Source organism: Ancylobacter lacus, assembly GCF_018390635.1.
Lineage (GTDB): Bacteria > Pseudomonadota > Alphaproteobacteria > Rhizobiales > Xanthobacteraceae > Ancylobacter > Ancylobacter lacus.
Genome location: NZ_JAHBGE010000044.1, coordinates 343,013 through 369,650, shown reverse-complemented (window position 1 = coordinate 369,650; position 26,638 = coordinate 343,013). Strand labels below are relative to the sequence as shown.

The following is a 26,638-nucleotide window of genomic DNA, read 5'->3' as shown; positions in this document are numbered from 1 at the left end:
ACCATGAACAAGATCATCCTCACCACCGCCGTCCTGCTGAGCCTCGGCACCGTTGCCGCCAGCGCCGCGGATGGCCGCGACAAGAGCCTCTACACCGCCCCGGTCACCCAGCAGCAGCAGGTCACCGAAGGCCGCAACGCCGCGACCGTCCCGGCCGCCCCGCTCGCTTCCGACGCCTACATCAACCAGCAGGTCGAGGCGAACGCCCGCTCCACGCACTGAGCCCGCGCCGCCCGACATCAGCCGGCGCCCCGCGTGAGAGCGCCGGTCCTTCAGGAGAGACCATCATGAACAAGATCATCCTCACCACCGCCGTCCTGCTGAGCCTCGGCACCGTCGCCGCGAACGCTTCCGGCGGCCGCGACGCCAGCCTCTACCGTGCGCCGAACACCCAGCAGCAGCAGGTCGTGACCGAGGGCCGCAACGCCGCGACCGCGACCGTGCCGGCTCCGGCGGCCTCGGACGCCTACATCAACCAGCAGATCGAGCAGAACGCCCGCTCGACCCGCTGAGCCCGGCATCGGCTGAGCCCGGCATCCGCTGAGCCCGGCACCGCCGGTCACCGACCCGAAGGGGCGCCGCCGCAAGGCCGGCGCCCCTTTTGGCGCCGGCCACCCGCCGGCCGCCTCATGCGGCGAATTTCAGCAGCTTGATGGCGTCGAAGTCCTGCACGCCGCCGCCCACCCGCTTGGTGGTGTAGAACAGCACATAGGGCTTGGCCGAATAGGGATCGCGCAGCACCCGCACCCCGGCGCGGTCCACCACGAGATAGCCGCGGCGGAAATCGCCGAAGGCGACGGACAGGCTGTTCGCCGCGATGTTCGGCATCTCCTCGGCCTCGTAGACCGGGAAGTTCATCAGGCTCGGCGCCGCGCCGGGCAGCGCGGGCGGGCTCCACAGATACTGGCCGTTCTCGTCCTTCAGCTTGCGCACCGCCGCCTGGGTGCGGCGGTTCATCACGAAGGCGCCGTTCTGGCGGTAGCCGGCCTTCAGCGCGTAGACGAGGTCGACCAGCGGGTCGGCCGGGCTGGCATGGGGGAAATCCCCGGCCGCGCCGGTGGCGACGAAGCCGAGCCGGCCCCAGCTCCAGCCCGTCTCGGCGACGCTGTCATAGGCGAGGAAGCCCTTCGGCTTGCCCGCGCCGTCGCCGGTGACGAAGGCCGCGCCCTCCTGGGCGGCGAAGGCGGCCTCCACCTCGCCGGCCAGCCAGGCGTCGATATCGACGGCGGCGTCGTCCAGCAGGGTCTGGGTGGCGGCCGGCATGGCGTAGATCTCCAGCGCCGGAAAGGTCAGCTCGTCCAGCACCGGGCTCGCGGTCTGGCCGCGCGCGGCGGTCTCCGCCACCCAGCCCACCGCGGGGCCGGAGGTCATGAACGGCTTGCGGTAGGTGCCGGCCGAAATCACCCGCACATCGGCCAGCGCCCGGATGGGCGAGAGCGCGGCGAGCCGTTTGCCGATCTCGCGCTCGGTTTCCGCCGGCACGACATAGCCGCCATCGGTGGCGACGCCGGCCGACATCGCCTTGGCCTCCAGCCGCTTCAGCCCGGCCGCCTCGCCATGGCGGACATAGGCGTCGAACGCCGCCTTGTGCTCGCGGGCGGCGAGCGGGCCGGCGGGATCGCCGCCCTCGCCCCGCCCGCCCAGCGCCGGGCGGCGGGCCTTGAGCAGCAGCTCGTCGATCAGCGCCTTCTGGCCGTCCAGCGCGGCGTTGAGGCGCTCCACCTTGTCGGCGGTCACCGCGTCGACGCCGCGCCGCTCGATCTCGCCGAGCCGGCGGTCATTGGTGTCCCTGAACGCCTCGAAGGCGGCCATGAACTCCTCGAACGCCGCCGCCACCTCCGGGCCATGGCCGGTGTGGGCCTTGATGTCGAGCCCCTTAACGTCGGGCGCCGGGGCGGCCGGCGCCTCGGCGTCCGGCGGGGCGAAGCGGGGAACGCGGCGGTCCTCGGGGCCGGCGCCGGGGGCGGCCGGGGCGAGAGGTTCCAGGTCGGTGTGCTGCATCGCGGTGTCCTGCATGTGAGGGGCGGCCGGGCGAGGCGCCGCGGGCCCGGGCCGGCGGGAGCCTCGCGCCGGGCGCGTCAGAAGGTCGGCGCCGGAACGGGGCGTCCGGCCGGCGGGGCGACGAGGCGCCGCGCGCCGCGCCGGAGGGCGGCGGCAAGGCCGCCCTGCTTCACCTCGCCGATGCGCGCCTCGGGCTGCATCGGAAAGGTGACGATGGAAATCTCCCAGAGATCGATGCGCGAGAGCCGGCGCACCCGGCTGCGCGGCTCGGTGGTGCCCTCCACCGCGCGAAAGCCGATGGAAAGCCCGTCCAGCGCCCCGGCGCGCAGCAGCGCCAGCACCTCGCGGGCCCGCGCCACCTCCTGGGTGATGCGGCCGCGCACCAGCAGGCCGGTGGCGTCCTCCGCGAGGTCCAGCCACACCCCGATCGGCTCGGCCGGGTCGTGCTGGAACAGCATGCGCACCCCCCCAGTGCCGCGCTCCGCCAGCGAGCGGGCGAAGGCGCCGGGCAGGATGAGGTCGCGGCCCAGATCGACCCGGTTGAACAGTGCGGCGTAGCCCCGGAAGGTGCCGTCCGCCTCCACCGGCGCCAGCGCGCCGGGCAGCGCCTTCACCGCGAGTCCCGCCGGGAGCAGCGCCTCGCGCCGCGGCAGAGGCGGCCTCATGCGCCGCCTCCCTCGCCCGGCGCGCGGGTGTGGGCGGCACGCTCCAGCCGGTCGAGGGTGCGGCCGAAGCGGCGGAAGATCTCGGGGGCCTCGCCGGCGCGGCTCGGCGCGGGCAGGCGCGGCGGCAGGGCGCTGAGCCCGCCGGGCAGGAAGGACCGGATACGGGGGATGCGGGTCAAGGTTCGTCTCCGAAGCGGGCGTTGAAACGCGCGATCTCGCGCACGAAATCGTCGAAGCGGCGGGCCGCCGCGGTGAGTTCGCCCACCGCGCGCCAGGCCAGCGCCGAGGCCGCCAGCGCCCAGACCAGCAGGGCGAGATGGGCAAGGTCGCCCCGCGCCGCGAAAATCTCGATGAGCCTGTCCATGGGTCTCTCCGGCACCCCTCAGCCCGGCGTGCGCGCGGCGGCCGGCACCGGCGGCCCGGCTCAGCCGAGGCCGTAGCCGACCGCCTGGCGCTTCTCGTCGGCGGTGAGGAAATCGGCCTCGGTGACGCGGCGCCACAGCGATTCCCGCTCCGGCGCCAGCGCCTCCACCGCGTCGAGATCGGGCACGAGCTGCAGCCGCCCGCCGCCCCAGGCCGGCGCCAGCCAGCCCGCCAGCGCCTCGCCGATGCGCCGGGCCATGGGCAGCGCGGTCTGCCGCCAGAACACCCGGTTGGCCTCGGCGTAATTGGCATAGGTGGCGTCGCCGGGAATGCCGAGCATCATCGGCGGCACCCCGAAGGCGAGCGCGATCTCGCGCGCGGCGGCGTTCTTGGCCTCCAGGAAGTCCATTTCCTTCGGCGTCAGCGAGAGCGGGCGCCAGTCCAGCCCGCCTTCCAGCAGCAGCGGCCGGCCGGCATTGCCGGCACCGGAGAAGTTCGATTCCAGCTCCTCGCGCAGCCGCTCGAACTGCTCCTCGGACAGATTGCCCGCCCCGCCATAGACCAGCGCGCCGGAAGGCCGCGCGGCGTTGTCGAGCAGCGCCTTGTTCCAGGCGCTGGCGGCGTTGTGGAGATCGAGCGCCATCTGCGCCGCCTCCAGCGGCGGGGCGCCGTAATGGTCGTCCAGCGGGTTGAACAGCGCGATGTGCAGGATGGGCGGGGGCGAACCCTGCTGGAGGAAGCGCACCGTGCGCCCGCCCAGCGTGTAGTCATAGGCTTCCGCCCAGCCATCGGCGCCCGGCACCACCCGCATGCGGTCGGGCCGCAGGGCGTAGAGCTCGCGCACCTCCCCGCCCAGCGCCACCGCCTCGACATAGGCGTTGCCGGCGAGCATCAGGTGGCCGGCCAGCGCCTCCAGCAGTTCCGGGCCGGTGCCGCGCGGGTTGGGCCGGGCGAGCAGCGCGAGCAGGGGGTGGTCGACATGCTCGCGCCCGCCCTCATGGAGCAGGAACGACACCTGCCCCACCGCCTCGGCCACCAGCCGCACGCAGCGCTGCGCCACCGGGTTGCGGCCATAGCCCTCGCGCGCCAGCGCGGCATAGTCGAGCGGGGTCCAGCGCGGCCGGTGGCCGGCGACCAGCGCCACCAGCGCCGCCGCCCGCGAGGCCTTGGCCTCGGGCGGGGCGGCGGGCGGGCGGCGGCGAAGGGCGTAAGGCAGGAAACGGCGCATCGCTCACCTCGAACGCGAAAGGCCGGCGCGCGGCCGGCCGGAGGAAGGGGACGACTCGGGGCCGGCGGGGTCGGGAACGGATGTCGGCCACGGCGGCCGACCCTGGGGCCGAAGGGGCGCCGGACGGGCTCGCCACGCCGACACCAACGCGCGGCCCGGCGTGCGGGCGCGAGGACCCGTGCGACGGCCGACCATGGGACCGGGGGGCCGGAAGACGGAACCGTCGGCACGAAGCCGGCGTGGCGCCGGCCGGAGGGGACGCCGGCCGGAGCGCCGCCCCCCTCACATCCGCCGCACCCGCGGGCTTGGCTCGTCCTTGCCGAGCGCCAGCGCGGTGACGGCCCAGACCAGCGCGTCGAGCCGGTCCGGCGAGCGGCCGCCGGAGAGGCCGTCGCTGGCGAAATCGCACATCTCGTCCTCCAGCGCGGGAAAGGTGCCGGCGTGGCGGACCCGGCCGCGCTCATAGAGCGCGGCGACCGGTTCCGCCCGGAGCCACTTGCCCCGGCTCGCCCGCACCTCAGTGACGGGCACGGCGGGGTCGATCCCGGCGAGGATGGTGCGCACCATCTCCCCGCCCTGGTTCACCTCCACCACCACGCGGTCGGCGTCGAGCCGGTGGTGCAGCGCGACCACCCGCGCGCCCCAGCCGGCCGGGGTGAGGCCCTGCGCGCTCTCGTCGGCCAGCACATGCACCACGCCCTCGCGGTCGAGCCCGGCGGCGACGAGGCCGCAGGCATCCGCCCCCTTGCGCGAGGAAGCCGGCGGATCGACCGCGACGACGATGCGGACCAGCGGCGGGGCGGCCGCCTCGCGGCCGGTCTCGATCAGCGCCCGGCTCCACAGCGCGTCGGGCCGGTCGTCGATCAGCTCGCCGTCCAGCTCCTGGCGGCCGAGCCGGGTGCCGGCATAGCGCCCGACCACGGTGCGCAGGAAGCTGGGGGCGAGGTGCACCGCGTTCTCGGCGGTGGCGATGCGGGTGACGGCGCAGAGCGGGTCGGCCAGCAGCCGGCGGATCAGCGCGGTGGGGCGCGGGGTGGTCGTCACCATCTGGCGCGGCCGCTCGCCGAGGCGCAGGCCGAACTGCAGCATGTCGAAGGCGGCCTCGGCATAGCGCCACTTGGCCAGCTCGTCGCACCAGGCGGCGTCGAACTGCGGGCCGCGCAGGCTTTCCGGGTCGTCGGCGGAAAAGCCCTGGGCGATCGCGCCATTCGGCCATTCCAGCCGGCGGCGGGTGGGCTCCCAGCGCGGGCGCTGGTGGCGGGGGTGCACCGCCATCAGGCCGGAGACGCCCTCCACCATCACCTCGCGCATGTCGGACAGGCTGTCCGCCACCAGCGCGATGCGCCCGGCCGGCCGGTCCGTCGCGGCGGGGTCGCCCAGCGCGAGGCCGCGCACCCATTCCGCGCCGGCGCGGGTCTTGCCGGCGCCGCGCCCGCCGAGCAGCAGCCAGGTGGTCCAGTCCCTTCCGTCCGCGGCGGCGGGCGGCGGCTTCTGCGTCGGCCGGCCGACCAGCGACCAGCAGTGCAGCAGCCATTCGACGACAGCGGGGTCGAGGCCGGCGACCAGCCTATCCAGCCTCCCGCTCCGCGAGCACGCGCTCAAGAGCGCGAGCAAGTTCGCGTCGGTAGGAATCGACGTCGCGGACTTCGTCGGCATCCTCGTCCTCCTCCGGTCCCTCGGCCCGCTCGAGCGCGGCGAGCTCGCGCAGCGAGCGCACCAGAAGCCCCAGCGTGCGGGCCGCGCGCTCGGCGTCGGCGACGCGCACCGCGCCGGCATTGAGCCCGGCGCGGGCGATGAGCCGCTCCACCGCGGCGATCTCGCCCTCGATCCGCTTCACCAGCCGGGCGACGAGGTCGCGGCGGCTGGTGGCGGGGTCGGCGAGCCGCTCCGGCCCTGCCGCCGGAGCGGCCGGGCACCCGGCGGAACCAGCGGAGGCCGGGGCGGCCGGGCCTGCCGCGCCCGGGTCCGCCCCGGCCGGATTCGCGGACACCCCGCCCGGGACGGCGGGGGCGCCGGCTTGCGCCGGCGGAATGCGGTGAACCCGGCGGGTCCAGCCCCAGTGCCGGATGCGCAGGTTGAGCGTGCTCTTGCAGATGCCGAGAAGGTCGGCGATCTGCTGCACGGGCACACTGGTGTGCTCGTAGAGGCGCCGCGCCTCTTCCACGGCGTCGGGCGAAACCGCGCGGGCGGGAATGGACATGTCAGGGCGTCTCCCGGCTTCGGGTCAGGTCGGGTTCTGGAACGGGGGGCGCCCACCGAGGCGAAGGCCGGAGGCCGCGGCCAGCGCCGCCGTCCGAACCCATTTCTGGAGCATGTCGAAAACCTAGCGGACCAGCGTCACGCTGTCAAGGATTTTTATCCTACAATCCTGAGCTTTCGCCGGGCGGCCGCGCACGGCGCTGCCGCGCCGGAGCTCCCCTTGCCCGCCCCGCGGCGATGCTATATCTGTCTGAATATACCTCTGATCGGAATCCCGGACCCGATGACCGCGCCGCCTCCACACCCTGCAGCGTCCCGCCGGCCGGCGCCGGTCCGGGGCGCCGTGGCGGCCCTCGCGCTGGCGGTTCTCCTCGCCGGGACGGCTCTGCCCCCGCCGGCCGGCGCCGCCGACCCCGCCCCGCCCATCGCCGTGCAGCTGAACGGCGCGTCGCGGCCGGGCCTCAGCCGCGCCGCGGTGGAGGCGCTGCCGGCGAAGGAGATCACCGTCGCCTTCCAGACCGAGAAGGGGGAAGAGCGCGCCCGCTACACCGGCGCCCTGCTGTGGGACGCGCTCGCCGCCGCCGGGCTGGTCGCCACCCAGGGCAAGCACCCGGAACTGCACCAGTTTGCCGTCATCACCGGCAGCGACGGCTATTTCGTCGTCGTCTCGCTCGGCGAGATCGCGCCGGACTTCGGCGCGGTGCCGATGCTGCTGGCCTATGCCCGCGACGGCGCGCCGCTGCCGCCGGAACAGGGCCTGCGGCTGGTGGTGCCCGGCGACAGCCGCGGCGCCCGCAGCGTGCGCACCCTCGCCCGCCTCGACATCCTCACCCTCGGAGCCACCCCATGAAACTCAGTGCCCGCAACGTGCTTCCCGGAACCGTCGTCTCCGTCACCAAGGGGGCCACCACCTCCCATGTCCGCATCGACATCGGCGGCGGCCGCGTCGTCACCTCCTCCATCACCAACGAGGCGGCGGACGAACTCGGGCTGAAGGAAGGCGCCGCCGCCTATGCCGTGATCAAGGCCTCCGACGTGCTGGTCGCGATCGACTGAGGCCGCCGCAACCGGCCCGGCCGCCGCGCCGGTTGCATCACCCGCCTCGCGCCCGGGCACGGATTGCGATCCTATGAGCCGGCCTCCTCGCCCAGCAGGGCGCGGAGCGCCTGCTCCACCACCTCCCGGCGCACCGGCGCGGGCGGGGCGGCGCCGCGCTGGAGCAGGCTGCGGTGCAGCAGGTCGGGCACCACCAGATCGTGGAACTGGCGGGCGAACACCTCCGGGCAGAGCCCGCGCCCGACCAGCGCCTCCGCCACCGGGTCGCCCGCCGCCAGCCGCGTGCGCACCAGCCGCTCGACGATGGCGCGGGTGGCCTGCGGCCCCTCGGCGTACCAGAGCGGCCCGAGCGCCGGAAACCGGCCGGGATCGCCGATCACGAGGCGGTAGATGCCGAGATGGCGCGGCACCAGCAGGGTTTCGAGCAGGGTGGCGCCGAGCTGCGCCAGCCCCGCCCGCAGCGGCATCGCCTCCAGCCGCAGCGCCCGGAGCGGAAGCTGGATCTCGCGGCAAAGCTCCTCCACCACCGCGAGGAAAAGCCCCTCCTTGCCGCCGAAGAAGCCGTAGACATTGGTTTTCGAGCCGCCGGCGCGGGCGATGACGGCGTCGAGGCTGGTGCCCTCATAGCCGCGTTCGAGAAACAGTTCCGCCGCCGCGGCGCGCAGCGCGGCGCAGGTGGCCGCGCCGCGCCCGGTGCGCCGGTGGGCCGGGCGCAGCCCCGTCGTCCTCTCCCCGCAGCGCCCGGAGGGCGGGACGGGGGACTCCGGCGGCGGTTCCGGCCCGTCCGGCGCCATGGCTCAGGCCGTCGCGAGCAGGCGGATGTCGTGCAGCAGCGCGTGCACCGCGCCGAGGGTGAAGTCGAGCGCCGCCTTGTCGGTGAGCTTGCCGCCCGTCACCTTCTCGCCGACCGAGGCGATGGCGACATGGGGATAGGCCACCGGCCGGGCGCCGGCCCCGATCAGCGCCTCGCGCACCGGCGCCTGCGCCCGCACGCCGCCGGTGGTGCCGGGCGAGGAGGTGACGATGAGGGTCGGCTTGCCCTTGATCGCGCCCTTGGCGTAGGGCCGCGAGGCCCAGTCGATCGCGTTCTTCACCACGCCGGGAATGCTGAAATTATATTCCGGCGAGACGAGGATGACCCCGTCCGCCGCGGCGATGGCCGCGCGCAGCGCCACCACGCCCTCGGGCGGGGTCGCGGTGTCGAGGTCCTGGTTGTAGAGCGGCACGTCGTTCAGCGTGAACACGGTGACGTCGGCGGTGCCGGCCAGCGCGTCCTTCAGCCCCTCGGCGATGGCGGTGCTGAACGCGCCGGCGCGCAGGCTGCCGGAAAGGGCGAGGATCTTCGGGGTGCTCATGGGAGTGTCCTTGGCGTCGCAGGGGGATAGAAGATACCCCACGGTATCATCGTCGCCGGACGATTGATACCGGGCAGTATCATTCATCGCCGCCCCCGACACGCGGCGTGCGGGTCGCGCCGGTCCCCGAGGGCGGGACGGCCTCCGGCCCACCGCCGCCTCCAGCCGGCATTACGCCGTCCCCTGCCCCTTGAATATGCTAGGCATCGGCGCCCCGTTCGGCGGCGGCCGGCGTGGTGGAGAGGCAGGCGAAAGACATGGCGTTCGATGTCGCACAGTTCCGGTCCGAGACGCCCGGCGTCGCTCACCGCGTCCACCTCAACAATGCCGGCGCCGGGTTGATGCCGCAGCCCGTGCTCGATGCCGTGGTCGGCCACCTGCGCCGCGAAGCCGAGATCGGGGGGTACGAGGCGGCCGGCGAGGCGGCTCCCCGGCTCGACGGCGTCTATGACAGCGTGGCGCGGCTGCTCGGGGCCGGGCGCGACGAGATTGCGCTCACCGAGAACGCGACGGTCGCGTGGCAGCTCGCCTTCTACGCCATGGCCTTCCAGCCGGGGGACCGGATCCTGACGGCGCGGGCGGAATATGCCGCGAACTACGTCGCCTTCCTTCAGGTCGCCCGGCGGACCGGGGCGGTGATCGAGGTCGTTCCCGACGATGGCGACGGCATGCTCGACCCCGAGGCTCTCGAACGCATGATCGACGGCCGCGTCCGGCTGATCGCCATCACCTGGGTGCCGACGAATGGCGGCCTCCGCAACCCCGCCGCTGCGGTCGGAGAGATCGCGCGCCGCCACGGCGTGACCTATCTGCTCGATGCCTGCCAGGCGGTCGGCCAGATGCCGACGCGCGTCGATGACCTTCGATGCGACGTGCTGACCGCGACGGGCCGCAAGTTCCTGCGCGGACCGCGCGGCACCGGCTTCCTCTACGTTCGGCGGGACCTGCTGCGCCGCCTTGAGCCGCCGATGCTCGACCATTTCGCGGCGCCCTGGGTCGCCGCGGACCGCTACGAGCTGCGTCCCGACGCGCGACGCTTCGAGACCTGGGAGAACAGCTACGCGACCCGCCTCGGCCTCGGCCGTGCGGTGGACTATGCGCTGGACATCGGTCTCGACCGGATCGAGGCGCGCTGCCGCGCGCTGTCGGCGCGACTGCGCGACTGCGCGACGGCCTGAAGGCCGCCGGCGTCACGGTCCACGACCTCGGACGCGATCCCGCGGCCATCGTGACCTTCTCGGTCAGGAACCGGGAGGCGGCCGGCGTGCAGGAGACGCTCGCCCTCGCCGGCATCAATGTCAGCGTCTCCGCCCCCTCCAGCACGCGTCTGGACGCCGAGGCCCGCGGCCTGCCTCCGCTCGTGCGGGCCTCGCCGCACTACTACAACACCGAAGACGACATCGATCGCCTCGTGTCGGTCGTGGCCGCGCTGGTGCCGTAAGCCTCTCGGCCCGGGCAATGCGCCGTCCGCCTTGCTGCCGCGCCCCCTGCGGCGGCGTCCCGCCGCGGCGGGGCCCGCGCGCCCCGCTCGCCGCCGTCCGCGCGGCATGCTACCAAGAAGGGCCGACGAAGGAGCCCGACCCCCTTGATCCTGACCGATCGCGACATTCGCGACGCCCTGGCGGAAGGCCAGCTCAGCATCACGCCGCCGCCGCCCGACGAGGCCTATGCCCCGAACGGGGTGGACCTCACGCTCGATGCCCGCATGACGCTCTACCGCGACCCCGCCCCCGGCGAGGACCCGGTGATCGACCCGGCCCGGCCCGGCTACAATTTCCGCGACGCGATCGCCTCGATGGCCGACGACATCGAGATCGGGCCGGAGGGCTTCGTGCTCGCCCCCGGCCGGCTGGTGCTGGGGTGGACCAGCGAGCGGGTCGACCTCCAGCCGCTCGCCCGGCTGGCGGCGCGGGTGGAGGGCAAGAGCTCGCTCGCCCGGATCGGCCTCATCGTCCACCTCACCGCACCCACCATCCACGCCGGCTCCACCGGGCGCATCCAGCTCGAGATCATCAATCTCGGCCCCCGGCCGATCCGGCTGCGGGCGGGCATGAAGGTGTGCCAGCTCATTCTGGAGCAGACCCTGGGCGTGCCGCAGAACGCCTATCGCGGCCAGTTCGCCGGCCAGCGGGCGGCGGGGTAATCTTTTGCGATCAAGACGTTAGGGCTCAGCCGGCGATGAGGGTCGAGCGGCTCAGCCGGCGCACCGCCAGCCCGATCCGCGCCTCGTCGCGCCGCGACGCCTCGACCGCCGCGCCGGTGTAGCGCATGTGTTCGAGGATCGCCCGCTCCGCCGCCTCCGGCTCCCCGGCAATCACCGCGCGGCCGAACGCCTGGTGCTGCGCCAGCAGCGCCGCGCGAAAGTCGGGCTGCGAGAAGAGCTTGATACGGTTGAAGAAAATGTCCCGCCGCAGCATCTCGGAAAAGGCCCGCATCACGTGCAGGATGACGAGGTTGTGGGAGGCCTCGTAGACCAGCCGGTGCAGCTCGATATCGGCTTCCGCCTCCTGGGTCGCGTCCTCGGCGGCATGGGCGGCCTCCATCGCCTCGAGGCAGCGCGCGATCGCCTCCCGCTCCGGCCCGGTGGCCCGCTCCGCCGCCGCCACCACCGCCGCCGCCTCCACCGCCGCCCGGAACTCGAAATAGTCGCCCGTCACCCGCTCGCTGGACTGCAGCAGCCCGGCCAGCGGATCGGTGAGCGGGGCGAGAAACTGCGTCACCCGCGCGCCCTCCCGCCCGGTGACAAGAAGCCCTCGGTTTTCAAGCAGTTGCAGGGCATCGCGCAGCGAAGGGCGGGAGACCTCCAGCCGCTCGGCGAGGTCGCGTTCGCTGGCCAGCTTCTCGCCCGGGCGCAAGACGCCTTCGAGGATCATGCGCTCGATATGCTCGGCAATGGTCTCGGCGAGCTTTCGCGTCCGCAGCGGCTCGATCATGGCGGCTCCCGGCTGGTAATCGCGCGATTTATGCGCCAGCGGGGGGCCGGGTTCAACCAAGGAATAAGACGCTGACCGATTGACACCTTTGGTAAACAAACCTTACCACTCACAGGCCCGTTACCGTTGGCGCAGACCACGGAGCGGCCCGGCGGCAGCACACGGCCTGCGCGCCCACGAGACACGAAGACGGAGGTCCAACTCCGCGCTCGCACCCCGGGGGAGATACGCCAGTGAACTGGAACCAGGTCTACGACCCGTTCGGCAGCCTCGCGCTGTCGACGCTCTTTGCCGCCATCCCGATCGTCATCATGCTGGTCGGGCTCGGCTTTCTGCACATGAGGGCGCATGTCGCCGCCTTCTCCGGCCTCGTCGCCGCCTTCGTCGTCGCGGTGATGGTGTTCGGCATGCCGGCGCAGAAGGCCGGGCTCGCCGCCGGCCTGGGCGCCGCCTACGGCCTGATGCCGATCGGCTGGATCGTGCTCAACATCATCTTCCTGCACCAGCTCACCGAGGCCAACGGCTCGTTCCAGGTGCTGCAGCGCTCGATCGCCGGCATCACCAGCGACCGCCGGCTGCAGCTCCTGCTGATCGCCTTCTCCTTCGGCGCCTTCTTCGAGGGCGCGGCGGGCTTCGGCACGCCGGTGGCGGTGACGGCGGCGCTGCTGATCGGGCTGGGCTTCTCCCCGCTCGCCGCCTCCGGCCTGTCGCTGATCGCCAACACCGCGCCGGTCGCCTATGGCGCGCTGGGAACGCCGGTCATCGCGCTGTCCGCCGTGACCGGGCTCGACCTGCTCGATCTCTCGGCGATGATCGGGCGGCAATTGCCGTTCTTCTCGCTGATCGTGCCGTTCTGGCTGATCTGGGCGTTCGCCGGCTTCCGCGGCATGATCCAGATCTGGCCGGCGATCCTGGTATGCGGCGTCTCCTTCGCGGTCCCGCAGTTCCTGGTGTCGAACTATCACGGCCCCTGGCTGGTCGACGTGGTGGCCGCGCTGATCTCGATGCTCTGCCTGGTCGGCTTCCTGCGGGTGTGGAAACCGAAGACGGTGTGGACCTCCACCGCGCTGAAGGGCCGCGCCGGCGGCGACGGCTCGGAGGGGCGCTCGACCACCGGGGGGATCGACATCGGCGGCGCCGCTCCCGAGCGGGGCGCGGTGATCCGGGCCTGGCTGCCCTGGGGCATCCTCACGGTGTTCGTGTTCCTGTGCGGCATTCCCTACATCAAGGCGTCGCTGGACGGCATCCATATCGTGAAGGTGCCGATCGAGGGCCTGCACAACCTCGTCTACAAGATGCCGCCGGTGGTGGCGGAGGCCCATGCCGAACCGGCGGTGTTCACCTTCAACTGGCTGTCCATGACCGGCTCGGGCATCTTCGTCGCGGCGATCGTCGCGGGCCTCGCCATGGGCTTCTCGCCGCTGCGGCTGGTGCAGATCTATGGCCGCACCTTCTGGCGGGTGCGCTTCTCGCTCGCCACCATCGCCATCATGCTGGCGCTGGGCTTCCTCACCCGGTTCTCCGGGCTCGATGCCACGCTCGGCCTCGCCTTCGCCACCACCGGGCCGTTCTACCCGCTGTTCGGCACGCTGCTCGGCTGGCTCGGCGTGGCGCTCACCGGCTCGGACACCGCGTCCAACGTGCTGTTCGGCGGCCTGCAGAAGATCACCGCGCAGCAGCTCGGACTCTCCCCGCTGCTGATGTCGGCGGCGAATTCCTCCGGCGGCGTCATGGGCAAGATGATCGACGCGCAGTCGATCGTTGTGGCCTCCACCGCGACGGGATGGCAGAACAGCGAAGGCACGATCCTGCGCTACGTGTTCTTCCACTCCATTGCCCTCGCGGTCATGGTGGGCCTGCTCGTGACGCTGCAGGCCCACGTGCCGCCCTTCACCGCGCTCGTGATCCACTGAGCGGCGGCGGCCGGCGACGGCCGCACCGGGGACGACGACCCGACGACGGGGGAGGCCCACGGGCCTCCGTTTCCACAGGTGGGGCAACGCCCTGCCTTATCCCGCACGAGGCCCCGGCCTCGCCGAAAACCCGCGCGGCCCCCGCCGCGCCAGCAGCACGGCAGGAGGACAGGCCCGCATGCGCACCGTGACCAACATCCAGGATCTGCGCGCCATCGCGCAGCGCAAGGTGCCGCGCGCCATCTTCCACTACGCCGACCGCGGCTCCTATGACGAGGCGACGCTGAAGGCCAACAAGGCCGAGCTCGCCGCCATCCCGCTGCGCCAGCGGGTGATGATCGACGTCTCCAACCGCTCGCTGGCCACCACCATGGTGGGCGAGCCGGTGTCCATGCCGCTCGCCATCGCACCGACCGGCCTTACCGGCCTGTTCCATGGCGACGGCGAAATCCACGGCTGCCGTGCCGCCCACGCCGCCGGCATTCCCTTCACCCTCTCCACCATGTCGATCTGCTCGATCGAGGACGTGGCCGGGGCGGTGTCGAAGCCATTCTGGTTCCAGCTCTACGTCATGCGCGACCGCGGTTTCTCCGCCTCGCTGGTGGAGCGGGCCAAGGCGGCGAAATGCTCGGCGCTGGTGCTGACGCTGGACCTGCAGATACAGGGCCAGCGCCACATGGACATCAAGAACGGCCTCTCGGTGCCGCCGAAGCTCACCCTCGCCAACGCCATCGACATCGCCACCAAGCCGGTCTGGGCGGCCAAAGTGCTGATGGGCAAGCGCCACTCCTTCGGCAACCTCGCCGAGCGGGTGCCGGGCGGCGACAGCCTCACCACGCTGTCGCAGTGGATCGCCGGGCAGTTCGACCCCTCGCTGAGCTGGAAGGATGTGGAGTGGATCCGCTCGATCTGGCCGGGCAAGCTCATCCTCAAGGGCATTCTCGACGTCGAGGACGCCAGGATCGCCGCGGCCACCGGCTGCGACGCGGTGGTGGTGTCGAATCATGGCGGCCGCCAGCTCGACGGCGCCCGCGCCTCCATTTCGGCATTGCCCAAGGTGGTCGAGGCGATCGGCGACCGCACCGAAATCCTGTTCGACGGCGGCGTGACCTCCGGGCAGGACATCATGAAGGCGCTGGCCTTCGGCGCGAAGGGCTGCCTGATGGGCAAGGCCTTCCTGTGGTCGCTGGCGGCGGGCGGGCAGGCCGGCGTGGCCAAGGCCATCGACATCATGCGCAAGGAGCTCGACGTCTCGATGGCCCTCACCGGCACACGGGACGTGAAGGACATCGACCGCTCGGTGCTCGGCTGAGCCGCACAGCGCCGACCCGGGCCGGCGGCTGAAACGCCGCCGCCCGGCGGGTCAGCCCGCCGGGCCGGGATCGGGAGCGGCCAGCGCCTGCGCCAGTACGGCGAGGGCCTGCGGGCCGGTCTGCGCCACGTTGAAGCGCATCATCGCCGCCGCGCTGCGGGCGAGGCTGAAGGCGTTGCCGGGCGCCAGCACCACCCCCTGCCGCAGCGCCGCCTGCGCCACCGCAGCCGCGTCGCGCGCCTCCGGCAGGTGACACCAGAGATAGAAGCCGCCGCGCGGCTCGATCCATGGCCGCACGCCGAGGCCGGCGAGCGCCCCGGCGACTTCGCGGCGGCGGCGGGCGAGCCGGCTGCGCAGCCCGGCGAGGTGCTTGCGGTAGCTGCCGTCGCTCAGGGTCGCCAGCACGATCTCGGCGGCGAGCGGGCCCGGCCCGCCGAAATGGGTGGCCACCTGCAGGTCGACCAGCGGCTCGATCAGGTCCGGCCGGGCGGCGATGTAGCCGCAGCGGATCGACGCCGAGAGCGTCTTGGAGAAGCTGCCGATCCGCACCACCCGCGCCAGCCCGTCCAGCGCCGCCAGCCTCGGCGAGGGTTCCGGCTCGAAATCGGCGAAGATCTCGTCCTCCACCACGGTGAGGTCGTGCGCCGCCGCCAGCATGAGCAGCCGGTGCGCGGTGTGGGGGGAGAGCGTGGCTCCGGTGGGGTTATGCAGCGCGGCGTTGGTGACGTAGAGCCGCGGCCGGTGGGTCGCCAGCGCCTCGGCGAAACGCGAAAGGTCGGGGCCGGCCGGCGTATGGGGCACGCTGACGATGCGCGCCCGGTTCGCCCGCAGCACCGCGAGATAATTGAAATAGCAGGGATCATCCACCAGCACGGCATCGCCGGGCTGCAGCAGGAGCCGGCAGACGAGGTCGAAGGCCTGGGTGCCGGAGGCGGTGAGCAGGACCTGGTCGGGCGCGACGTCGAGGCCCTCGCCGGCGAACTGCCGCACCAGCAGCCGGCGCAGCGCCGGCGCGCCGCGGCTGGCGCCATAGTCCGTCAGCACGGCATCGCCCGTCCGACCCAGGCCGCGCAGCGCCCGGCGGATCGCCGCCGTCGGCATCCAGTCGGCGGGCAACCAGCCGCAACCGGGACGCAGCATGCCGGGGGCGGAATCGAGCGACTGCCGCGAGACCCAGAACGGGTCGACCTCCCGGTCGGGCGGCGGGGCCTCCACCGGCGGCGGCGCCGCCACCGTCCCCGCAACGAAGAAGCCGGAGCCCGGCCGCGCGCGGATCAGCCCTTCGGCGACCAGCCGGTCATAAGCCTCCACCACGGTCGAGGGCGACACCCCCATCAGACCGGCGAAGCGGCGGATGGAGGGCAGCTTCTCGCCGACGGTGAGGGCGCGGCTGGCGATGCGGCGGCGAATCTCGGCCATCACCGCCCCGGTGCGCGGCGCCGCGCTGCCAGCTCCGGCGGGCAAGGCCCGGGAGGGGACGCCGCCCGCCCCCGCAGCCGCCGGCCGGGGCCGCTGCGCAACATCCGGTGCGGCAGCCGGGACCGGCGTGGCGGGCTCGCGCGGCATCGGCCCGTGCGTGGTTGAACCCTGCCGGCTGTCATGAGCCGCAAGGGCCTCGGGTGGGGCGGGCAACTGTATGGCTCCTGTGATACCCACTGTTCGGCTCCACCGTAGGGGAGCATCACTGTTTCCGCCACCCCGCCCGCGCTACACGCCGCGCCACAGGCTGGCCCCGCGGGCCGGCGGCGGGAGGCACGGCATGCGGCACGGAGCGGAAGGGTGGGGCAGCGGGCTGCTCGGCGTCATCATCTTCAGCGGCTCGCTGCCGGCGACCCGCGTCGCGGTGGGCGGCTTCAGCCCGGTGTTCCTCACCTCGGCGCGGGCGGTCATCGCCGGGCTGCTCGGGGCGGCGCTGCTGCTGGCGCTCCGGCAGAAGCGGCCGTCCCGGGCCGACCTGCCGTCGCTGGCGGCGGTCGCGCTGGGGGTGGTGGTCGGCTTTCCCCCGCTCACGGCGCTGGCGCTACGGCAGATCACGGCGGCGCATTCGGTGGTGTTCATCGGCACGCTGCCGCTGGCCACCGCGCTGTTCGGCGTCCTGCGCGGCGGCGAGCGGCCACGGCCCGCCTTCTGGCTGTTCTCGGCCGCCGGGGCCGCCTGCGTCGCCGGCTTCGCCCTCGGCCGCGGCGGCAGCGCCTCGCCGGCCGGCGACGCGCTGATGGTGGCGGCGATCCTGCTCTGCGGCTACGGCTATGCGGAAGGCGCCCGGCTCTCCCGCCGGCTCGGCGGCTGGCAGGTGATCTCCTGGGCGCTGGTGCTGGCGCTGCCGGTGATGACGGTGCTGGCGCTCGCCACCCTGCCGCCGGCGGCCGGCCCGATCGGCCTGCCGGCCTGGCTCGGCCTCGGCTATGTCTCGGTGTTCAGCATGCTGGTCGGCTTCGTGTTCTGGTATCGCGGCCTCGCGCTGGGCGGCATTGCCGGGGTCGGCCAGCTCCAGCTCCTGCAGCCCTTCTTCGGGCTGGCGCTGGCGGCGCTGCTGCTCGGCGAGCCGGTGGCGTGGAGCATGGTCGCGGCGGCGGGGCTGGTGGTGCTCTGCGTCGCCGGGGCGAAACGCTTCGCCTGAAGGGCCGGGGTGCGGAGCCGTGCCCCTCTCCGTCAGTCCTCCAGCTCCTTCTTCAGCAGGCGATACTCCGGCGAGAATGTCAGGTCGTAGACCTTCCCGTCCGCGCAGCGGGCGTCGTCGATGTCGAAATGGCCGTCATCGTCATAGGTCCAGCGTCCGCCGTCGCAGTTCTGGGCCTTCATCGCCTCGTCCAGCTTCGCGCGTTCCGCATCGGTGACCGGGCGGTCGTCATCGGCGAGGGCCGGCGCGGTCGACAGGGCGAGAGCGGCACATATCAGCGCAACACGCATGGTCATCGCTCCCGAAGCCGCTTCATCGGCAATGCGGTATATTATGACCATCACGACCCCGCGGCAACGGCGGACAGGCCGCCGCCCGTGCCCTCTCCGCCTCTAGCGGCCGGTGGCGCGGCCCCGCGGCCGGGCGGGGGCGGCGGCAGGATCGGCGGCGGGGCGCACCGCGCGCACCGCGCCCTTGGGCAGGCGCAGCGGCCAGCGCACCATGTGGTCGAGATAATCCGCCATCGGCAGCTCGTCCTCCATCGCCGCGACCCGGCCGCGCACCGAGACGCCGGCGGCGTGCACGCTCTCGCGGTCGCCGGAGACGAGGTGATGCCACCAGTAGAGGTCCCGCCCCTCGGCGACGAGGCGATAGGCGCAGGAAGGCGGCAGCCAGCCGATGGAGCGCACCACCTCCGGCGTCAGCCGCACGCAGTCCGGCACATGGGCCTGCCGGTTGGGGTAGTCGCGGCAGGCGCAGGTGAAGTCGTTCAGCAGCTTGCAGCCGATGTCGGTGTAGGCGATGGCGTCGCTGTCCTCGTCCTGCAGCTTGACGAGGCAGCAGCGGCCGCAGCCGTCGCACAGGCTCTCCCACTCGGCGGAATCCATCTCCTCGAGCGGCTTGGTCTTCCAGAAGGGCATCGGGTCGTGCTGCGTCATCGCCCCTAGATAGCGGCGACCGACCCCGATGGCGAGCCCGGCGGCGCGCAAGGAACCGCCCGTGCCGGCGGAACGCGCGCGGGGCGCCCGCCGCGCGGGTCTCGCGCCGCCGCCGCCGCTTCGCTATAAGGGCGCGGGTGGCGGCAGGGAGACGACGGCGTGAACGAGCGTCCGCAGGATGAAGCTGCGCCCCCGGATGCAGCGGCCCCCCCGGGCCGGAGCCCCGCGCCCGCGCGCGTGCCGGAGCCCCGCGCCCGCGCCGGCGGCTGGCGCCGCTTCCGGCAGATCCTGCTCGCGATCGATTCGTGGATCGACAGCGCGATCTTCTCCTCCGGCTCGCGGCTGCGCGGGGCGATCGAGAGCTACGCCGCCTTCACCGAGCGCTTCAACCTGCAGGGCCCGGCGCGCTGGGGGGCGAGCCTCGCCTCGGAACTCACCACCTGGGGCACGGTCGGCGCGGTGCTGATGCTGGCGCTCGCCCTGCCCGCCTTCCACGAGACCTCGGCCGACTGGCTGAAGCGGGCCGAGCTTTCCGTGGTCTTCCAGGACCGCTACGGCAACGTGATCGGCGAACGCGGCATCCGCCACAACGACACCGTGCCGCTGGACGAGTTTCCCGACCACCTCATCAAGGCCGTGCTCGCCACCGAGGACCGCCGCTTCTACGAGCATTTCGGCATCGACATCGCCGGCACGCTGCGCGCCGTGGTGTCGAATGCGCGGGCCGGCGGCGTGGTGCAGGGCGGCTCCTCGCTCACCCAGCAGCTCGCCAAGAACCTGTTCCTCTCCAACGAGCGCACGCTGGAACGCAAGATCAAGGAAGCCTTCCTGGCGCTCTGGCTGGAGTTCCACCTCACCAAGAACCAGATCCTGAAGCTCTATCTCGACCGCGCCTATATGGGCGGCGGCACCTTCGGGGTGGACGCCGCGGCGCAGTATTACTTCGGCAAGTCGGTGCGCGACGTCAGCCTCGCGGAAGCGGCGATGCTGGCGGGCCTGTTCAAGGCCCCCTCCAAATACGCCCCCCACGTCAACCTGCCGGCGGCGCGCGGGCGCGCCAGCGTGGTGCTGGACAATCTGGTCGATGCCGGCTTCATGACCGAAGGCCAGGTGTTCGGCGCCCGCCGCAACCCCGCCACCCCGGTCGACCGCAAGCAGGACGACGTGCCGGAATATTATCTCGACTTCGCCTTCAACCAGGTGAAGGCCATCGTCGACACCCTGCCCAAGACCTATGCCGAACGCTCCTTCATGGTGCGCACCGCGCTCGACCCCAACATCCAGAAGGCCGCCGACACCGCCATCCGCGACAGCATCCGCCAGTTCGGCAAGGATTACGGCGCCACCCAGTCCGCTATGGTGGTGCTGGAGCCGAACGGCGCGCTCCGCGCCATGGTGGGCGGCACCGACTATGGCGAGAGCCAGTTCAACCGCGCCACCGACGCGCTGCGCCAGCCCGGCTCGTCCTTCAAGCCCTATGTCTACACCGCCGCGCTGATGACCGGGAAATACACCCCCGACACCATGGTGGTGGACGGGCCCATCTGCATCGGCAACTGGTGCCCGCAGAATTACGGCCGCTCCTATGCCGGGCGCATCCCGCTGATCACCGCGCTCACCCGCTCGCTGAACACGGTGGCGGTGAAGCTGGCGGAGGCGATCGGGCGCGGGCGCATCGTCGATCTCGCCCACGCCATGGGGGTGAAGAGCGAGCTGAAGATCACCCGCGCCCTGCCGCTCGGCGCCGCCGAGGTGACGGTGCTGGATCAGGCGACCGGCTATGCCGTGTTCGCCAATGACGGCATGTCGGTGGACCCCCACGCCGTGGTGGAGATGCGCACCCCGGCGGGCGAGCCGGTGTGGAGCTTCGACCGCGACGGGCCCAAGCCCCACCGCGTCATCCCCCACGACATCATCGCGGAAATCGTGCCGATGCTGAACAGCGTGGTGGAGAACGGCACCGGCCGCCGGGCGATGCTGCCGGGCGTGAAGGTGGCGGGCAAGACCGGCACCACCAATGCCTATCGCGACGCGTGGTTCGTCGGCTTCACCGGCAATTATGTCGGCGCGATCTGGTTCGGCAATGACGACTACACCTCCACCAAGAAGATGACCGGCGGCTCGCTGCCGGCGATGACGTGGCAGAAGGTCATGGCCTTCGCCCATCAGGGCATCGACCTCAAGCCGCCGCCGAGCCTGGAGGGCCTGCCGGTGCCGAAGCTGGACGGCGCGGTGGCCGAGGCGACTCCGCTCGCCATCGAGGGCGTCAAGCGGCCCATCACCCTGTCGCCGCGCACCGCCGAGCGCCTGCTGCACATCGAGAGCGCCATGCAGGAGGCCGCCCGCACCCCGCTGCCCGGCGGGCCGCAGCCCACCGCCTCGGTCGACCCGGCGGCGCTGGAGGCGGGCGCCGGCCCGCCCGCCCCCGCACCCGCCTATTAGCGCCGATCCCTCCTCCGTCCGCAGCCCGAGCCCGCCGTGCGCAGTTCCCATCTCATCGCCAGCCTCGCCATCGGCGCCGTCGTCGGCCTCGGCCTCACCTGGCTGACGACCGCGAACGGCTATGGTCCGGGGGTGGTCCATGCCGGGGCGTGGCGGGCCTGGCCGAAATCCGGCACCGCCGACGCCGACCCCTATTCGCGCGCGGCGCTGACCCGGCTCGGCACCCTGCCGCTCGAACTGGCGGACGGGCTCGCCTTCGTCGCCGCCACGGACGACGCCGGCCGCCCGCTCGATCCGCGCTGCGACATCCGCCTTCACGGCCGGCTGCCGCAGGCGCGCTACTGGACGCTGACCGCCACCGACACCCGGGGCCGACTGATCGCCAATGCCGCCGACCGCCACGGCTTCACCAGCGCGGAGGCGGTGTGGAACGGCGACGGCACGCTCGACATCGTGCTCAGCCCGCAGGCGCGGCCGGGCAACTGGCTGCCCACCGCCGGCAGCGACCGGCTGGCCCTCGCGCTGCGGCTCTACGACACCCCGGTCGGCATCGCCAACCGCAACGACGATCCGCCGGACATGCCCGCCATCGTCACGGAGCGCTGCCCGTGAGAATGCCGCTGCGCCGCCGCACCCGCCTCGCCGAGCCGCCGCGCTCGCGCATCGCCCGCCTTGTCATCACCGTCGCGGTGGGGCTGGTGCTGGGCGGGCTGGTGCATCTCGTCTCGGTGCTCAGCATGCCCTTCCTCGCCGAGCGGGACGCCTTCGCCCGGCTGTCGGCCATCGCCACGGTGAACACGGTGGCGCCGATGGACGACCCCTCCCCGGCCGGCGCGGTGCTGCCGGCCAGCGACCCCGCCTTCGTCACCGCGGTCTGCCTCTACGACCTGTCGGACGGGCCGCTGAAGCTCACGCTGCCGCCGACCCAGGACTACACCTCGGTGTCGTTCTACACCCGCCACGGCCTCGCCTTCTACGCCATCAACGACCGCGCCGCCGGCCGCGAGGTCATCGAACTCGACCTGATGAACGCACGGCAGAAGGCCGCGCTGCCGGAAAATGACGAGGTCACCGCCGCCGACCGGCTGATCGTGGAGTCGCCCACCGACGAGGGCATCGTGCTGATGCGCGCGCTGGTCGGCACGCCCTCGGCGCGCGAGGAGGTGCGGCGGCGGCTGGGGGATGCGCGCTGCGCGCCGCTGGCGAACTGAGGCCGGCCACGGCCATGGCGCCTCGGTCCGGCGGTAGGCTCGGGCCTGATCCGGCCGGCTCCCCGACAGCGGAACGGCGAACCCGTCCCGACATGGAACCGGAAACGCGCCTCCGGCGGCCTGCGATGGCCAATCGGCGCGGGCTCTAGCTGGGCCGGAGGCCGGGCTCGGCCGGCACCGGGGCGGCCGGCACCGGGGCGGCGGGCAGGGCGGACCGCGGCGGCGGCTCCGGCCGGGCGACCCGCACCACGGGCAGGATCACGATTTCGGCCTGCCGGCCAGCCGGTCCCGATGCCCCCGCCTTGCGCAGGCCGGGACGGCGATAGGAAGAAAGCGGCACTACGGAACCCATATCCGTCCTCCGTCCTTCGGTCCTGTCGGGACCATCTCCATTGGGCGCCCGACATGGTTAATCCGTTGCTAACGTTCCCCCGGTAGCTTTCGTGACGCCGTCCGCCGGCGGCGCCAACCCTGGTCGAACATGCCCCACACCTCTCCCTCAGCCCGGTGGACCGCCCTGCGCGCGGCCCGCGACGCCGGACAGGACACCCGCCCCGCGCTGCTGCGCCTGCTCGCCCGGCGCTTCGTCGAGGAAGCCCCGCGCGATGCCGCCGGCCGGGAGCGCTTCGCCCGGCTGATGCTGCGGCTGGTCCCGGCGGCCGACGCCGCGAGCCTTGCCGAAGCGGTGGCCGTGCTCGCCCCGCGCCGCGACCTGCCGCAGGAGGTGGCGCTCGCCCTCGCCCGCGCCCCGATCGAGATTTCCGAGCCCATGCTGCGCCTTTCCCCGGTGCTGGGCGAGTCCCATCTGCGCGCGCTCGCGGAAAGCGGCTCGCCGGCCCATGCCGCCGCCATCGCCGCCGCCATCGCGGCGCGGCGCGACGTGCCGGCCTCGCTGGCGCGGCACCTCGCCGAAACGCTGCACCAGGCCCGCAGCGAGGCGGGCACCGAGCCGGCCCGGCTGCACGCCCCGGCGGCCGAGGCCGAGCCGCCACGCCCGGCCCGCTATCTCGCCGCCGGCCCCGCCGAGCGCGCCGCGATCCTCGACCATCTGGTGCGGCTGCCGCCGCTGCCGATGACCGAGCGGGTGCCGCATCTGGGCTCGGCCCTGCTGGAGCGGCTGCGCCAGTCGCTCGACGAGGGCCGCGCCGAGGAGGTGACGACGCTGCTCTCCCTCGCCCTGCGGGCGCCGCGCCCGGTGGCGCAGGAGATCGCCGCCGACCGCACCGGCGAGGCGCTGGTGGTGGCCGCCCGCGCCCTCGGCCTGCCGTTCGAGCTGGCCTCGCGGCTGGTCTTCCTGCTGCACCCGCAGCTCGTGCCCTCCGCCGAGCGGGTGCGGGCGCTGGCGGAACTGCACGAGACCCTGCCGGACGGCCACGCCCAGCACATCGCCGCCACCTGGCGGGAGTCCCGCCGGGCCCGCCCCGCCGCCGAGGCGCCGTCCACGGCACCCTCGATGCGCGGCTTCGGCGAGCCCCGGCGGGCGGCCGACACCACCCCGGCGGCGGAGCGGACGCGCCGGCTCGGCTGATCAGCCCCCGGCCAGATCGAGGAAGGAGCGGCCCTCGCGGTCCTCGATCTCGATGAGCCAGAGGTCGGAATCATAGCCGGCCTCGCGGGCCATGCGGGCCTCGATCTCGGCTTCCGGGGTGCCGGGCGGCAGCAGCGCCTCGAAGCGGCGTTCGCCCGGCTCCGCCTCCAGCGAGGCCAGAGCGGGACCGTAGAGGGCGGCGGTACCGTCCGGCTGCGTCACCTTGACGAAGATCGCACCGGCGTCCTCGGCGCCGCGCCGGCGCATCATGGCGAAGGCCCCGGCGCCGTTGGCGCGCCGGATCAGCGCCGACACCCAGATTCCGCTTTTCAGCCGCATGGCGCGCCTACTGGATGGAGAAGCCACCGACCGCGTTCAGCTCGCGCACCAGCCGGTCGCTGACCTGCCCGGTGATCGGCAGGCGGCGGTCGCGCTCGAAGCGCTTGATCGCCTCGTCGGTCATCGCCCCGGTCTGGCCGTCGATGCGCAGCGGGCCGTAGCCGAGCTTGGCGAGCGCCTTCTGCACCTCCATCACCCGCGGCGTCACCGCGACATTGGCCGGCGGGCGCATCGCCGCAGCGCCGGAGGTGAGGGCGGCGGTCGGCCCGGCCGGCGCCGGCGCGGCGGGCGACTGGGGCGCCCCGGCCGCCGGCGCGGCCGCGGCCGGCTTGGGCTTGGGCGGGGCCGGCGGCTTGCTGGGCGGCAGCGGCGTCGCCGCCGGCGCGGCCGGCGCGGCCGGCTCGGCCGGGTCCTCCGGCAGCGGGGAGCGGGCGGCGGCGGGAGCAGCGGCAGGCAGCGGCGCCGGGGCGGCGGCCGGCGGGGCCGCCACGGTGCGCGGCAACGTGCCCGGCCGGGTGCCGGTCTGCATCGCCAGCGCGTTGAACAGGACAGCGCCCGCCCCCGCCAGCAGCAGCGCGGTCACGAACGCATCGGAACGCCGCGTCGGCAGCAGGCCGCCCAGCGAGCCGCCCCGGCTGCGCTGGAACTCGATGTCATCCTCGGAAAGCTCGGCGACCAAAGCTCGGGGCATGGCGGACTCACGCGCTCAAGCGGGGGGATTTCGGGGCGGCGGGACGCAGCGGCAGGCGGGCAAGGCTCGGCGCCGGCTTCGGTTCGGGCAAGGTGGCCTCCATCGGCAGGCGCACCCGCACGGTGGTGCCGGCGCCCAGCCGGCTCTCGATCTCCACCCGGCCGCCCAGCAGCGCCGCCAGCCCCTTTACCACGGAAAGGCCGAGCCCGGTGCCCTCCTGCCCGCCCGTGGCGCGGGCCTGGAAGAAGGGCTGGCCGAGCCGGCCCATATCCGCCTCGGCGATGCCGATGCCGGTATCGGCGACGCAGAGCACCAGCTCGCCCGGCGCGGCCTCGGCCTTCAGCGCCACCTCGCCGCCCGGTGGGGTGAACTTGATGGCGTTGGCGATGAGGTTGAGCAGAATCTGCTTGAGCGCCCGGCGGTCGAGCCGCACCGCCGCCGGGGCGGCGGCGAGGTCGGCGGCGAGGCGCAGGCCCTTCTCCTCGGCCTTCAGCGCCATCATGGAGCGGCAGCCCTCGGCCAGCGGGCGGGGATCGAAGCTCTCGATCTGCAGGTCGGCGAGCCCGCTCTCGATGCGCGAGAGGTCGAGAATGCCGTTCACCACCCCCAGCAGATGCTGGCCGCTGTCGTGGATCAGGCGAGCGTATTCGGCGCGGCGCTCCGCCGGCACCCGGCTTTCCTCGCCGCTCGCCAGCACCTCGGAAAAGCCGATAATGGCGTTGAGCGGCGTGCGCAGCTCGTGGCTCATCGCCGCGAGGAAGCGGGTCTTGGCGAGGTCGGCCCGCTCCGCGGTCTCCCGCGCGCCGGCCAGCGCCAGCTCGTTGCGCTTGCGCTCGGAGACGTCGCGCATCACCGCCACCACGCCGGGGCCGGCGCCGCCGGCATCGGCGTCGATCAGCCGTGCCCGCATCTCCACCCAGATGAAGCCGCCTGCCGCGCCGGGCGGGCCGCGCCGCACCCGGAACTCGGCGGCGCCGGTGCCGCGGCAGGCGGCCTCCGACAGGGCGGTGCGGTAGGCGGGGCGGTCGGCGACGTGGACCCGCTCGAACAGGCCCTCGCCGACCAGCGTCTCCGGCGCGCCGCCGAGCAGCGCCTGCGCCGCCGGGGAGGCGAACTCCACCGCGCCGGCGGGGCTGTGCCGGGTCAGCAGGTCGCTCATGTTCTGGGCCAGCAGGTCGTAGCGGGCCTCGTGCAGGCGGCTGAGACGCTCGCCGGTGACGGCGATGTGGGTGGCGCCGGCCGCCAGCGCCGCCGCATAGGCCACCGCCGCCAGAAAGCTGAGGAAGCGCAGCGCCTGCATGTCCAGCGTCGCGATCTCGCCGAGCGGCGGCACCCCGGCCGTGGAGGCGGCGAACAGCACCGTGCCCACCGCCGCCGCCATCAGCGCCGCGGCGGCGACAACCCGGCGCGAACCGGTGAGCGCGGCCTCCAGCGGCACCACCAGCAGCCAGGGCAGCACGAAGGAATCGAGCCCGCCGCTGACCCAGCCGATCGCGGCGACGAGGCCGGCCACGGTCAGCGCCGAAAGCAGGTGGGCGCGCTCCAGATTGCCGCTGCGCGACAGCGACAGCGCGATGGCGATCGGCGCGAGCAGCCAGGCGAAGGCGACCAGCTCCACCGGTCCCGGCGCGCCATTGACACCGAGGAACATCGGCACCGCCGCGAGCGCGCACACCCCGCCCGCCAGCCGCGAGGCGATGAAGCCCCGGTGCCGGGCGGCAAGCAGCGCGTGCCCCCGCACCGAGGGGTGCACGAGCCCGTCCAGGAAGGTGTCCAGCGCGGCGATCAAGGGTCCCATACCGGCTCCGGCGGCGCCACGACGCACCGCCCTCATTCCCGCCATG

General features: G+C 73.5%; 29 protein-coding genes and 1 pseudogene. 13 read left to right on the top strand and 17 right to left on the bottom strand.

The annotated features are described in order from the left end of the window. Positions 1-222, top strand: a 222-nt coding sequence (locus KHC27_RS10575; RefSeq protein ID WP_246519802.1) for a hypothetical protein, incomplete at its 5' end; no start/stop codon positions are given. A gap of 65 nt (positions 223-287) precedes the next feature. After that, complete coding sequence (locus tag KHC27_RS10570) at positions 288-512, top strand: hypothetical protein (protein ID WP_213338708.1); 225 nt, start codon at positions 288-290, stop codon at positions 510-512. A 115-nt stretch (positions 513-627) separates the two neighbouring features. Here KHC27_RS10570 and KHC27_RS10565 read toward each other — a convergent pair whose 3' ends face one another. From KHC27_RS10565 to KHC27_RS10535, 7 genes are all read right to left on the bottom strand, one after another. Continuing rightward, a complete protein-coding gene (locus KHC27_RS10565) occupies positions 628-2,001 on the bottom strand; it encodes a phage major capsid protein (RefSeq protein ID WP_213338707.1) in 1,374 nt (457 codons plus the stop codon). 77 nt (positions 2,002-2,078) lie between these two features. Then, positions 2,079-2,666, bottom strand: coding sequence for an HK97 family phage prohead protease (locus KHC27_RS10560; RefSeq protein ID WP_213338706.1), 588 nt, complete (start codon positions 2,664-2,666; stop codon positions 2,079-2,081). Continuing rightward, positions 2,663-2,845: a hypothetical protein gene (locus KHC27_RS10555; RefSeq protein ID WP_213338704.1), complete on the bottom strand. Its 183-nt coding sequence runs from the start codon at positions 2,843-2,845 to the stop codon at positions 2,663-2,665. Before KHC27_RS10555 ends, KHC27_RS10560 begins: the two co-directional genes overlap by 4 nt. Then, positions 2,842-3,030: a hypothetical protein gene (locus KHC27_RS10550; RefSeq protein WP_213338702.1), complete on the bottom strand. Its 189-nt coding sequence runs from the start codon at positions 3,028-3,030 to the stop codon at positions 2,842-2,844. The genes KHC27_RS10555 and KHC27_RS10550 overlap by 4 nt, the downstream gene beginning before the upstream one ends. 60 nt (positions 3,031-3,090) lie before the next feature. Further along, the gene (locus tag KHC27_RS10545; protein WP_213338700.1) at positions 3,091-4,257 is read right to left on the bottom strand and encodes a phage portal protein; all 1,167 of its coding nucleotides are present in this window, start codon (positions 4,255-4,257) and stop codon (positions 3,091-3,093) included. A 282-nt stretch (positions 4,258-4,539) separates the two neighbouring features. Next, the gene (locus KHC27_RS10540; RefSeq protein ID WP_246519801.1) at positions 4,540-5,871 is read right to left on the bottom strand and encodes a DNA-packaging protein; all 1,332 of its coding nucleotides are present in this window, start codon (positions 5,869-5,871) and stop codon (positions 4,540-4,542) included. Further along, on the bottom strand, positions 5,825-6,457 hold the full coding sequence (locus KHC27_RS10535; RefSeq protein WP_213338696.1) for a hypothetical protein: 633 nt from the start codon (positions 6,455-6,457) through the stop codon (positions 5,825-5,827). The genes KHC27_RS10540 and KHC27_RS10535 overlap by 47 nt, the downstream gene beginning before the upstream one ends. A gap of 282 nt (positions 6,458-6,739) precedes the next feature. On the opposite strand from KHC27_RS10535, the gene KHC27_RS10530 reads away from it, so the two are divergent. Then, positions 6,740-7,306, top strand: a complete 567-nt coding sequence (locus KHC27_RS10530; RefSeq protein WP_213338694.1) for a molybdopterin-dependent oxidoreductase — start codon at positions 6,740-6,742, stop codon at positions 7,304-7,306. Continuing rightward, positions 7,303-7,512: a TOBE domain-containing protein gene (locus KHC27_RS10525; RefSeq protein ID WP_213338692.1), complete on the top strand. Its 210-nt coding sequence runs from the start codon at positions 7,303-7,305 to the stop codon at positions 7,510-7,512. The genes KHC27_RS10530 and KHC27_RS10525 overlap by 4 nt, the downstream gene beginning before the upstream one ends. 71 nt (positions 7,513-7,583) lie before the next feature. On the opposite strand, the gene KHC27_RS10520 is transcribed toward KHC27_RS10525, so the two are convergent. Next, entirely contained in the window at positions 7,584-8,306 is a 723-nt protein-coding gene (locus KHC27_RS10520) for a TetR/AcrR family transcriptional regulator (protein WP_213338691.1), read from the bottom strand. A gap of 3 nt (positions 8,307-8,309) precedes the next feature. Next, positions 8,310-8,867, bottom strand: a complete 558-nt coding sequence (locus KHC27_RS10515) for an NADPH-dependent FMN reductase (RefSeq protein WP_213338689.1) — start codon at positions 8,865-8,867, stop codon at positions 8,310-8,312. Positions 8,868-9,124: 257 nt separating this feature from the next. On the opposite strand from KHC27_RS10515, the pseudogene KHC27_RS10510 reads away from it, so the two are divergent. Together KHC27_RS10510 and dcd are read left to right on the top strand one after the other, a co-directional pair. Further along, positions 9,125-10,308 (top strand): annotated as a pseudogene (locus KHC27_RS10510) (aminotransferase class V-fold PLP-dependent enzyme). Between the two features lie 144 nt (positions 10,309-10,452). After that, on the top strand, positions 10,453-11,010 hold the full coding sequence (dcd, locus tag KHC27_RS10505) for a dCTP deaminase (protein ID WP_213338688.1): 558 nt from the start codon (positions 10,453-10,455) through the stop codon (positions 11,008-11,010). Between the two features lie 25 nt (positions 11,011-11,035). Here the strand turns inward: dcd and KHC27_RS10500 are convergent, their stop codons facing one another. Then, entirely contained in the window at positions 11,036-11,800 is a 765-nt protein-coding gene (locus KHC27_RS10500; RefSeq protein WP_213338686.1) for a FadR/GntR family transcriptional regulator, read from the bottom strand. A gap of 233 nt (positions 11,801-12,033) precedes the next feature. Here KHC27_RS10500 and KHC27_RS10495 point away from each other — a divergent pair, with 233 nt between their 5' ends. Continuing rightward, the gene (locus KHC27_RS10495; RefSeq protein ID WP_213338685.1) at positions 12,034-13,713 is read left to right on the top strand and encodes an L-lactate permease; all 1,680 of its coding nucleotides are present in this window, start codon (positions 12,034-12,036) and stop codon (positions 13,711-13,713) included. Between the two features lie 178 nt (positions 13,714-13,891). After that, positions 13,892-15,025, top strand: a complete 1,134-nt coding sequence (locus KHC27_RS10490) for an alpha-hydroxy acid oxidase (protein WP_213338684.1) — start codon at positions 13,892-13,894, stop codon at positions 15,023-15,025. A gap of 51 nt (positions 15,026-15,076) precedes the next feature. Here KHC27_RS10490 and KHC27_RS10485 read toward each other — a convergent pair whose 3' ends face one another. Then, positions 15,077-16,444: an aminotransferase-like domain-containing protein gene (locus KHC27_RS10485; RefSeq protein WP_213338681.1), complete on the bottom strand. Its 1,368-nt coding sequence runs from the start codon at positions 16,442-16,444 to the stop codon at positions 15,077-15,079. Positions 16,445-16,784: 340 nt separating this feature from the next. Between KHC27_RS10485 and KHC27_RS10480 the strand changes: the two genes are divergently transcribed. Next, the gene (locus tag KHC27_RS10480) at positions 16,785-17,645 is read left to right on the top strand and encodes a DMT family transporter (protein ID WP_213338678.1); all 861 of its coding nucleotides are present in this window, start codon (positions 16,785-16,787) and stop codon (positions 17,643-17,645) included. Between the two features lie 32 nt (positions 17,646-17,677). On the opposite strand, the gene KHC27_RS10475 is transcribed toward KHC27_RS10480, so the two are convergent. After that, positions 17,678-17,935, bottom strand: coding sequence for a PepSY domain-containing protein (locus KHC27_RS10475; RefSeq protein WP_213338674.1), 258 nt, complete (start codon positions 17,933-17,935; stop codon positions 17,678-17,680). 102 nt (positions 17,936-18,037) lie between these two features. Continuing rightward, entirely contained in the window at positions 18,038-18,583 is a 546-nt protein-coding gene (locus KHC27_RS10470; RefSeq protein WP_213339016.1) for a YcgN family cysteine cluster protein, read from the bottom strand. Between the two features lie 237 nt (positions 18,584-18,820). Here KHC27_RS10470 and KHC27_RS10465 point away from each other — a divergent pair, with 237 nt between their 5' ends. From KHC27_RS10465 to KHC27_RS10455, 3 genes are read left to right on the top strand one after another with little or no spacing between them, the layout of a single operon-like run. After that, positions 18,821-21,025 (top strand): transglycosylase domain-containing protein, encoded by a 2,205-nt coding sequence (locus tag KHC27_RS10465; protein ID WP_343210886.1) that lies wholly within the window; start codon positions 18,821-18,823, stop codon positions 21,023-21,025. A gap of 36 nt (positions 21,026-21,061) precedes the next feature. After that, positions 21,062-21,637 carry a DUF1214 domain-containing protein gene (locus KHC27_RS10460; protein ID WP_213338668.1) on the top strand — a complete coding sequence of 192 codons (576 nt, stop codon included), beginning with the start codon at positions 21,062-21,064 and terminating at the stop codon, positions 21,635-21,637. Positions 21,638-21,687: 50 nt separating this feature from the next. Next, the gene (locus KHC27_RS10455) at positions 21,688-22,236 is read left to right on the top strand and encodes a DUF1254 domain-containing protein (RefSeq protein ID WP_213339015.1); all 549 of its coding nucleotides are present in this window, start codon (positions 21,688-21,690) and stop codon (positions 22,234-22,236) included. 145 nt (positions 22,237-22,381) lie between these two features. Here KHC27_RS10455 and KHC27_RS10450 read toward each other — a convergent pair whose 3' ends face one another. Further along, positions 22,382-22,588 (bottom strand): hypothetical protein, encoded by a 207-nt coding sequence (locus KHC27_RS10450; protein WP_213338666.1) that lies wholly within the window; start codon positions 22,586-22,588, stop codon positions 22,382-22,384. Positions 22,589-22,717: 129 nt separating this feature from the next. Here KHC27_RS10450 and KHC27_RS10445 point away from each other — a divergent pair, with 129 nt between their 5' ends. Beyond that, positions 22,718-23,764 carry a hypothetical protein gene (locus KHC27_RS10445; RefSeq protein WP_213338664.1) on the top strand — a complete coding sequence of 349 codons (1,047 nt, stop codon included), beginning with the start codon at positions 22,718-22,720 and terminating at the stop codon, positions 23,762-23,764. Here the strand turns inward: KHC27_RS10445 and KHC27_RS10440 are convergent, their stop codons facing one another. From KHC27_RS10440 to KHC27_RS21890, 3 genes are read right to left on the bottom strand one after another with little or no spacing between them, the layout of a single operon-like run. Beyond that, a complete protein-coding gene (locus tag KHC27_RS10440) occupies positions 23,765-24,103 on the bottom strand; it encodes a DUF1491 family protein (RefSeq protein WP_213338661.1) in 339 nt (112 codons plus the stop codon). 7 nt (positions 24,104-24,110) lie between these two features. Beyond that, entirely contained in the window at positions 24,111-24,794 is a 684-nt protein-coding gene (locus tag KHC27_RS10435; RefSeq protein ID WP_213338659.1) for a peptidoglycan-binding domain-containing protein, read from the bottom strand. A gap of 7 nt (positions 24,795-24,801) precedes the next feature. Then, positions 24,802-26,592, bottom strand: a complete 1,791-nt coding sequence (locus KHC27_RS21890) for a PAS domain-containing sensor histidine kinase (protein WP_213338658.1) — start codon at positions 26,590-26,592, stop codon at positions 24,802-24,804. Positions 26,593-26,638: the final 46 nt, after the last annotated feature.